Genomic DNA, 6,345 nt, shown 5'->3' on the forward strand with positions numbered 1-6,345 from the left:
CAGCCCTTAGTCAGCTGCGGCCTCGTCCGCGATGGGGAGCACGAGCACTGACGGGTGGTGAAGCGAGATCCGAACTGGTATGAGGCGGGTAGCCGTTGCCGTGGGCTCGCCGGTTCCGGTGTTGCGGGCGAAGCGTGGGTGGGCTCCACCGCTGATCTGCAGGCGGATCCGGTGCCCGGCGGGGAAACGGTAGGCGGTGGAGCTCATAGCGACGGTGACGGTGGCCGGGCTCTCTTCATCGGGCTGGAGCCGTCGAAGGCCGTCGCAGACGTTGGTGGAACGGTTCTGGGGGTCGATATCGCAGAGCCGGGCGAACACGTCGGCGTGGCCGGTGTCCGTACTGATCTGCAGGATCGCGCTCACTGGTCCAAGGATGGTGACCGGCTCGGGGAGCGGCGCCGTGGTGAAGGTCAGTACGTCGTTCCGCGCCTCCAGAGGGCGGTTGTCCGCCTGCGCGGCCTTCCCGGCGACCAGGGCACCGCCGAGGGAGGGAGTCGGATCGGCCGGGTCGTAGCGGAAGGACAGCGGCTCGGTCGTGTCCTCCGGCGCTCGGGAGGCCAGGGTGCCGCCGGTGTCGACGTACCAGTGCCGGTCCCGACGGGCCGGCGGCCAGTCGGGCAGGTCCTGCCAGGAGCGCTGGCCTCCGGGGAGGTGGACGCGAACTCTTGTCGGCCGTAGGCCGGAGGAGTCACCGCACAGGTGGGCCCGCAGCCAGGCAAGGCTCTCGGTGAAGACCTCGGGCCAGCCCTGCTGGAGCGCCGACTGATGCGACCAGGGGCCGACGAGCAGGGCCGTTTCACAGCCGGCACGCCGCAGCCGCTCGTACTGCTGCAAGGTCTGGTCGAGATGCACGTCGTGCCAGCCGCCTATCAGGGCGGTCGGCACCCTCAGGCCGTAGGCCGCGGACCCCACGTCCGCGCCGTCCCAGTGGACATCCCCGGCGTCGGGGTGCGCCATGGCCCCGTCGAGGAACGGCACCGGGCCGCCGAGAGCAGGCCGGTATGCCTCGGCGAGGGGGAGGTCAGCGGCGGCCTTTCGCATGTGGCGCTGCAGCCGCAGGGTCGCCCGCAGGAAGCTCGGTACACCCCGGTGCTGCGTGGTGAGGCCCATGGCGACGACGAGCGCGTTCTCCAGGGCGAACGCGCCGCCGGGGTGGAAGAAGCCGTGCGGGTCGTGCATGCCGATCTGGACCACCATCGCGCGCAGCTCCCGGGGCGGATCCATGGCGAGTGCCCACTGGACGTAGCCGAGGTAGCTGGGGCCGATGGTCCCCAGGACACCGGAGAACCAGGGCTGTTGGCGCAGCCAGGCGACGGCGGCCTGACCGTCGGCGGCCTCGTTGCGCCAGAGGTGGAAGTCGCCGCCGGAGCCGCCGGTGCCGCGGCAGCTCTGGAGGACGACGTGAAAGCCCTGCTCGGCGAGGAGAACGCCGTACATCGGCGCCCAGGGGAATCCCCGGCCGTAGGGCGAGCGGACCAGCAGTGTGGGGAAGTCCCCGTCGTCCAGCGGGAAGTAGTGGTCGGTCAGCAGCGGGCTGCCATCTGCTGCGGGTACGACGAGGCCCGGTTCGTAGGCGATGTCGTGCAGTTTTGGCGGCAGTCCCCGCATGGACCGTCGCATGGCCCTGGTGCTCAGGGGCGGTTTCTTCCCGACTGGGCGGCGCGTGGGCATCGTTACGGTGCCTCGATTCTGGGGTGGGGCGGTCTCTTATTTCCCGTACGATGTACGAGAATAGCCCATGATTGGATTGACCGTCAGAAGGAGGGAGGTGTCACCATGGCCCGCGCAGACTCAGCAGCCCCATCGGGCACCCGCGCCGGGGTGGATCCGGAGGCGCTCTGGTCGGCGGCCGAACGGCCGCGACGAGGCAGGCCGCCAGCCCACAGCCGTGCCGAGATCACCGCAACCGCCGTCGCCATCGCCGACACCGAAGGACTCACCGCCGTCACGATGCGCGCGGTCGCGGCCCGGCTCGGCGCCGGAACCATGTCCCTGTACAACTACGTCCCCAGCAAGGAGACGCTGCTGGAGCTGATGATCGACGAAGTGAGCGGCGACCACCGGTTGCCGGCCAAGCCCTCCGGCGACTGGCGCTCCGACCTCCGGCGGATCGCCCATGAGCAACGCGCCATCATGCGGCGTCACCCGTGGCTTCCCGCCGCACTCCCGGCCCGGCAGACCCTCGGCCCGAACACCCTCGCCGTCCTGGACCACGCGCTCGCCGTGCTGACCCCCACTGGCTTGGACGCCCAGGCGCGGCTGGAGACCTTCACCCTCCTCACCGGGTTCGTGGCCAGCCACATGTCGTACGAACTCGCCCAGGAGCGGGCGATCGAAGCCACGGGGCGGACCCCCGGCGAAATCCTCGACGCCCAGGCTCGCTACCTTTGCTCCGCCGTCGCCAACGGTAACTATCCCCATCTCGCCCAGACCCTGGCCGCACCCAGCGGTCACCAGAGCCCCCAGGCGGTTTTCGATCGCCTTCTTGACCGCGTGATCAATGGGATCGCGTCGGGAGCATGACATCAACCAAGCGGGTTGATCATCGCGCCGAGATTCAACAAACCATCGTTAATTGAAGGAAGTCGGGCAAACACCTTGAAGGCCCCTCAGATCCTTCAAAAACTCCTTCAAAAACCGAGGCAGTTCAACAACCCGGGAACACCCTTTTCTGACAGAACCCCAGCGTGAACACGCCCTCCGAGCCGGACTCGTTCGACCTCCTGGTCGCCGAACCCGCCCACCGCACCGAGATCCTCATCGGCTACGCCCGGGTCTCCACCGGTGGCCGGAAGCTCGACCGTCAGATCGACGCCCTCACCGCGGCCGGCTGTCGGCGGATCTTCGCCGACAAGAAGTCCGGCAAGGACGGCTTCCGCCACGAGCTGAAGGCGTGTCACGCCTTCCTCGCCGCCGGCGACACCCTGGTAGTCCCCGCCCTTGATCGCTACGGCCGGTCGCTCAAGGACCTGGTGAACATGGTCGGCGAGCTGCGGCGCCGCGAGATCGGCTTCTGCTCGCTGCACGAGCGCCTGGACACCACCACCCCCGGCGGCCGGCTCGTCTTCCACGTCTTCGCCGCGCTCGCCGAGTTCATCCGCGAGCTGATCGTGTCCGGCACCCGCGAGGGCCTGGACGCCGCCCGCGCCCGCGGCCGGGTCGGCGGCCGGCCCACCGTCGCCACCCCCGAGATCATCCGGGCCGCCCGCGACATGCTCCCCAACCCCGAAAACTCGATCACCTCGATCGCCAAGCTCCTCGGCGTCAGCCGGGCACCCTCTACAACCACATCCCCGACCTGCAGGAACTCCAGAGTCGCGCCCGCAGGCCACGGCGACCACTGGGCAGCTGTGCCGGCAGCCGAGGCCGCGTTGGCGAGCCAGTTCCGTCGGATCAGGGCGGAGATCCCGACCTCCTCTCAGACTTGAGCCATGCCGCCGTCGACGCTCAGGTCCATGCCGGCACAGAAGCTGCTCTCGTCGGATGCGAGGTAAGGAAGAGGGAGGCCGCGGCGACTTCCTCGGGGCGTCCCATGCGTCCGAGGGGGATGGCCGGTGTGAAGGCTGCGCATCCGGTGGATGAGCCGGGTGCGCCGTCCTGAACCGTCACAGCACGCCCTCGCACTGCTGCCGTAGCCGCTCGGGGTACTGGCCGTATCTGCCGATCGTCAGATACGGCTCAATGAACTCCCGATCCACATCCGTCAGTTGCGATCGCGTCACACAACACGAGCTGCCCGATCAGGCTCCGCCACGAGGGCGAATCCCAGAAATCGATCACAACCCGATACGTGCCCTGGGCTGAACTCAACTGACACCAGCACAGGTCGGCGTGCCGCACCGATGACAAGTAGCGTTTGGAGTCGCACCCACCCGGTCGGGCTGATCCACGGCCTCCCTCTTCCGCACGTCCGGATATCCGAACCTGCCGATAGCGGCCGTCCGCCGAGCCGTCCACGCCGCGATGGGTATCTCGGCGGGCGCGCCGCTGCGGGCGTCTCGGCGGGTGCTTCAGCGCGCCGCGAAGGTCGGCAGTTTCGCCACGCTGTCGGCCACGGCGGCGAATCCGTAGTCGAGCATCTCCCGCTCGTACCGCTCCACCGCGGGCAGCAGCTCCGCCTCGCCGCGGTGGACCGCGGTGAGCATGCGGCAGAGCAGTGCGGCGTCCCGGAACGCGGTGTTGGCGCCCTGGCCGCCGCTGGGCGGCATGACGTGGACGGCGTCGCCGAGCAGGGTGACCGGGCGGGTGCCCCAGTGCGGTACGGGCTTGGCATAACCGATGGTCAGGGGTGAGCTGTTGACCACATCGGAATGCCGGACCAGCTCGACCAGGTCGGGGTGCCAGCCGTCGAGGAGTTCGAGCAGCACGTCGCGGGTGGCCGCCCAGTCGCCCGCGACCAGCCGGGTGTTGTCCGGCAGGAGCATGGCCCAGCGCAGGTAGCTGCCGGTCTGCGGAAGGACGACGTCGGGCGCCAGTTCGGCGGCTGCGAGGTGCGGCGGACGGCGGAAGTCCATCTTGCCGAGCAGGATGTTCGCCTCCGGGCCGCGTACGAGGGTGCCGTATCCCGGCACCAGGGCGGCGAACCGCTCGGTCAGCGGGGTGCGTCCCAGCACTCCGCCGCCGCCGACGGTCGCCACCTCGGCGTGGGGCAGGAGTTGGCGCCGCACGGGGGAGCCGACGCCGTCCGCGCCGACCAGCAGGTCGCCCTCGGCGGTGCTGCCGTCGGCGAAGACGGCGCGTACGGTGCCGTCGGCGAGTTCGGTGTACTCCACCAGGCGCTTGCCGAACTCGATCCGTTCGCCGAGGCCGGACAGCAGCAGGTGGCGCAGCACGTGCCGGTCGGTGGCCATCCCCCCGTGCATCGGGTCGAGCCGGGCGAGCTCGGCGAGCCGGTGGTCCACCACCCGCCGCTCGCCGCTGAGCTCCCCGGTGCTGGCCTCCAGCAGCGGGTGCAGCCGAGGCGGCAGGCACTCCAGCAGGCCCGCCAGACCGGGGCCGCCGAGCCCGATGCGGAACCCCTGGTAGCGGCTGTCCACGGAGGCTTCCCGCTCGTAGATCCGGACGTCGATGCCGGCCCGGAGCAGTCCCTGGGCCAGGCAGAGCCCTCCGATGCCGGCCCCGATCACCAGTACCCGCATGGTGTTCCCCCTTCACTTGAACACTGTTCAACCCGAACGGTGTTCAAGTTACTTGATCGCTGTTCAAGTGGCAAGATGCAGCGGCGGAGAAGAGTCGGCCGAGGAAGGGGAGACCATGCCGCTGCGGCAGAACGACGTGCTCCGGGGGGCGATGGAGCTGCTCGACGAGGTCGGGCTCGACGAGCTCACCATGCGCCGCCTGGCGGACCGGCTCGGCGTCCGGGTGGGCGCGCTCTACTGGCACTACCCCAGTAAGACGGCTCTCCTGGACGCCCTCGTGGAGCAGATCATCGCCGAGGCGCTCGCGGGGTGGGAGCCGGTGGCGGGTGAATGGGACGACCGGCTGCGGGAGTTGGCGGGCCGGGCCCGCGCCGCGATGCTGGCGCACCGGGACGGCGCCAGGCTGACGGCCTCGTTCGTCGAGCCGCCGCCCTCGGGGGTGGTCTACATGCGCACGCTGATCGAGGTCCTGTGTGCGGCGGGCGCCACCGAGCAGGGTGCGGCGGCCGGTGCGGACACGGTCACCAGCTTCGTCAACGGCTACACCCTGGAGGAGCAGGCCCGGAAGGTGGGCAGGGATGCGCCGGAGCAGCGGGACGCGCTCTTCGGGATCGAACTCGGCATCGTCATCAGCGGCATCCGCACCGAACTGCTGCACCGCTGAGCGGGGCGCGCAGGTCGGCTGACGGTACGTCGGAACGCTGACCTGCCGCGTCCGGAGGTCGCGCCCAAGTCGCCCTGATCGCCGGTGACTTCGGCCCTTCGCGCCTCTGTACGCGGGCGCTGCGCCTGTGGTGACATGGACGCGCCAATCCTCGTGCAACCCGAGATCCATGGAAGATCGGAAGGGAATGCCATGGGAGTACGCCTGCTCGCCGTCAGCGGCATCGCCGCATCGCTGCTCGGCTCGTCGCTTCTCGGCTCGCCGATCTCCGGCGCCAGCTGGTCGACGACGTCGCCGCCGCCGGACAAGATCGTCATCGACGTGGCGACGGTGAACGGCTCCGGCTGTCCGGCCGGGACGGCCGCCATCGCGGTCTCACCCGACAACACCGCCTTCACGGTGACGTACAGCAACTACCTCGCGCAGGTGGGCGTCGGCTCCAAGCCGACCGACTTCCGCAAGAACTGCCAGCTCAATCTGGATGTGCACGTCCCCCAGGGCTTCACCTACGCCATCGCCGCCGCCGACTACCGGGGCTTCGCC

The 6,345-nt window shown here is 69.8% G+C and carries 6 protein-coding genes; 4 read left to right on the plus strand and 2 right to left on the minus strand.

Annotation, left to right across the window (positions count from 1 at the left end):
• Positions 1-6: 6 nt before the first annotated feature.
• On the minus strand, positions 7-1,620 hold the full coding sequence (locus UK12_RS24435; protein ID WP_045305277.1) for a CocE/NonD family hydrolase: 1,614 nt from the start codon (positions 1,618-1,620) through the stop codon (positions 7-9).
• Between the two features lie 201 nt (positions 1,621-1,821).
• Here UK12_RS24435 and UK12_RS24440 point away from each other — a divergent pair, with 201 nt between their 5' ends.
• Together UK12_RS24440 and UK12_RS24445 are read left to right on the plus strand one after the other, a co-directional pair.
• Positions 1,822-2,523 carry a TetR/AcrR family transcriptional regulator gene (locus tag UK12_RS24440; protein ID WP_045305278.1) on the plus strand — a complete coding sequence of 234 codons (702 nt, stop codon included), beginning with the start codon at positions 1,822-1,824 and terminating at the stop codon, positions 2,521-2,523.
• A 164-nt stretch (positions 2,524-2,687) separates the two neighbouring features.
• Positions 2,688-3,428 (plus strand): recombinase family protein, encoded by a 741-nt coding sequence (locus UK12_RS24445; RefSeq protein ID WP_231591367.1) that lies wholly within the window; start codon positions 2,688-2,690, stop codon positions 3,426-3,428.
• A 582-nt stretch (positions 3,429-4,010) separates the two neighbouring features.
• On the opposite strand, the gene UK12_RS24450 is transcribed toward UK12_RS24445, so the two are convergent.
• Positions 4,011-5,138 carry an FAD-dependent oxidoreductase gene (locus UK12_RS24450; RefSeq protein ID WP_045305279.1) on the minus strand — a complete coding sequence of 376 codons (1,128 nt, stop codon included), beginning with the start codon at positions 5,136-5,138 and terminating at the stop codon, positions 4,011-4,013.
• Positions 5,139-5,253: 115 nt separating this feature from the next.
• On the opposite strand from UK12_RS24450, the gene UK12_RS24455 reads away from it, so the two are divergent.
• Together UK12_RS24455 and UK12_RS24460 are read left to right on the plus strand one after the other, a co-directional pair.
• Complete coding sequence (locus tag UK12_RS24455; RefSeq protein ID WP_052682126.1) at positions 5,254-5,802, plus strand: TetR/AcrR family transcriptional regulator C-terminal domain-containing protein; 549 nt, start codon at positions 5,254-5,256, stop codon at positions 5,800-5,802.
• Positions 5,803-5,994: 192 nt separating this feature from the next.
• Positions 5,995-6,345 (plus strand): DUF4360 domain-containing protein (locus UK12_RS24460; protein ID WP_045305280.1); only part of this gene is annotated, 351 nt, incomplete at its 3' end.

It is taken from the genome of Saccharothrix sp. ST-888 (assembly GCF_000955975.1).
In the GTDB taxonomy this organism is placed as follows: Bacteria; Actinomycetota; Actinomycetes; order Streptomycetales; family Streptomycetaceae; genus Kitasatospora.

Coding starts and splice junctions, on each gene's coding strand:
- UK12_RS24435 (WP_045305277.1), bottom strand. CDS start 1,620: ATGCGACGGTCCATGCGGGGACTGCCGCCAAAACTGCACGACATCGCC.
- UK12_RS24450 (WP_045305279.1), bottom strand. CDS start 5,138: ATGCGGGTACTGGTGATCGGGGCCGGCATCGGAGGGCTCTGCCTGGCC.
- UK12_RS24455 (WP_052682126.1), top strand. CDS start 5,254: ATGCCGCTGCGGCAGAACGACGTGCTCCGGGGGGCGATGGAGCTGCTC.